Below are 1,823 nucleotides of genomic sequence, written 5' to 3'. Positions count from 1 at the left end.
CTAGTGCCGCATCAGGCAACGTTCGCCCTGCTGCGACGTCTCAGTTGGTGCTGTATCGCCGATGGGCTATGCCGTCCACGGTCAGACGTCAGTTCGGTACGTCTTCGCTGTCGAAGTCACTGGCGGAGGTGAGGCCCTCGATGAAGGATCGGAAGTCCGGGGCGAGGGCCAACTCTTCATCGCGGTCGGCGTCGAACCACGTCACCGATGGTTCCCGGTCTCGGCCGGATACCCGGTAGTCGAGCGCAACCCAGTAGTGCCCGTCGCCTGAGAGAAGCACGGCCGGCGCGGGAAGACCCCATTCTTTGATCAGGTACGGACTGTCCAGCAGAGAGACCGTGCCTTCATGATCGCCGATGCCCATCAAGTGGTCGAACGGGATGTGATCGGCACTCCAGGACGTCGGCCGGTCTGTCGGGAAGGCGTCCCAGCCAGCTGCGGACTCGCCCCCGTTCTGACCGCGCAGCAGGTCAAGCAGCGAACTCGGGAGCATGACACCGAGCAATCGCTCGGCTTTCCGCACCGCCTCATCAGTCAGCGGCCGGTGCACTCCGTAGCTGCTGCCGGGCTTCCAGAAACCGGCCTGCACATCCTCAAAGCGTGCCATGACCGAAATCTTAAGGAGCCCTGCGTCGTTGCTGCGCCGCCCGGCCCGGGACAGGCCACCAAAATGATCACGTGAGCGGACGTGCGCGGGTGCGGGAAATTGACGACGACGAAGGGCGACGGCTGCTGCGGATCATCCGCAGGGGCACCGGATCGGTGGTGACCTGGCGGCGGGCCCAGATGGTGTTGCTGTCCGCGCAGGGCATGCCAGTGGCGAAGATCGCCGAGGTGTCGTTCACCAGCGACGACCGGGTGCGGGATGTGATCCACAACTTCAACGCCGACGGCTTCGACTCGCTGTGTCCGAAGTACTCCGGCGGTCGGCCGAAGACCTTCACTCTGCCCGAGCGCCGTGAGATCAAGAAGATCGCGAAGTCCAAGCCGACCGAGCACGACCTGCCGTTCTCGACCTGGAGTCTGACCAAGCTGGCGGACTTTCTGGTCGCCGAGGGGGTGGTCGACGACATCAGCCACGAGGGCCTGCGCATCCTGCTCCGCGAGGAAGGCGTCTCCTTTCAACGCCTGAAGACCTGGAAGACCTCCCGTGATCCTGACTACGCGGCCAAGAAGGCGCGGGTCGAGCACCTCTACGCGATCGCCGATGGCGAGGTCATACCCGAGGAAGATGAGCCCGAAGTCATCTTCTGCATGGACGAGTTCGGGCCGCTCAACCTCATGCCCCACCCCGGCCGGCAGTGGGCCGAACGCGGCGGCAAGAACAAGGACCCCGGCCGGGAGCCACGCAGGCGTAGGCGGGCGACCTACAACCGCCACGACGGAGTGCGGCACCTGTTCGCCGCCCTGGACCTGGCCAAGGACAAGCTCTACGGCCACATCAAACCGGTGAAGAAGCGCACACAGTTCCTGGAGTTCTGCCGCTACCTGCGCACGCTCTACCCGTCGTCAGTGCGGATCGCGATCGTGTGCGACAACTTCTCCCCGCACCTGACAACGAAGCGATGCCAGCGCGTCGGCGACTGGGCCGCCATGAACAACGTCGAGATCGCCTACACCCCGACCAACAGCTCCTGGCTCAACCGCATCGAGGCCCAGTTCACCGCCCTGCGTTACTTCACCCTCGATGGCACCGACCACGCCACCCACAAGGAACAGGGCAGCATGATCCGCCGCTACATCATCTGGCGAAACCGCCATGCCGACGACCGGCGCCTACGCGCCGTCGTCGACAGGGCGAACGTTGCCTGATGCGGCACTAG

At 64.7% G+C, this 1,823-nt stretch carries 2 protein-coding genes; one reads left to right on the top strand and one right to left on the bottom strand.

Features of this window, described 5'->3' with window-relative positions; all coding sequences use genetic code 11:
* Nucleotides 1-88 precede the first annotated feature (88 nt).
* Nucleotides 89-607, bottom strand: a complete 519-nt coding sequence (locus ACZ7OO_RS44065) for an SMI1/KNR4 family protein (protein ID WP_471513011.1) — start codon at nt 605-607, stop codon at nt 89-91.
* A 71-nt stretch (nt 608-678) separates the two neighbouring features.
* Between ACZ7OO_RS44065 and ACZ7OO_RS44060 the strand changes: the two genes are divergently transcribed.
* Nucleotides 679-1,812 carry an IS630 family transposase gene (locus tag ACZ7OO_RS44060; RefSeq protein WP_471513010.1) on the top strand — a complete coding sequence of 378 codons (1,134 nt, stop codon included), beginning with the start codon at nt 679-681 and terminating at the stop codon, nt 1,810-1,812.
* Nucleotides 1,813-1,823 lie beyond the last annotated feature (11 nt).

The sequence above is a fragment of the Streptomyces sp. NPDC111744 genome (assembly GCF_055634995.1).
Note: the sequence above shows the minus strand (reverse complement) of the source record. Positions and strands in the feature narration are given on the sequence as shown.

Coding starts and splice junctions, on each gene's coding strand:
- ACZ7OO_RS44065 (WP_471513011.1), bottom strand. CDS start 607: ATGGCACGCTTTGAGGATGTGCAGGCCGGTTTCTGGAAGCCCGGCAGC.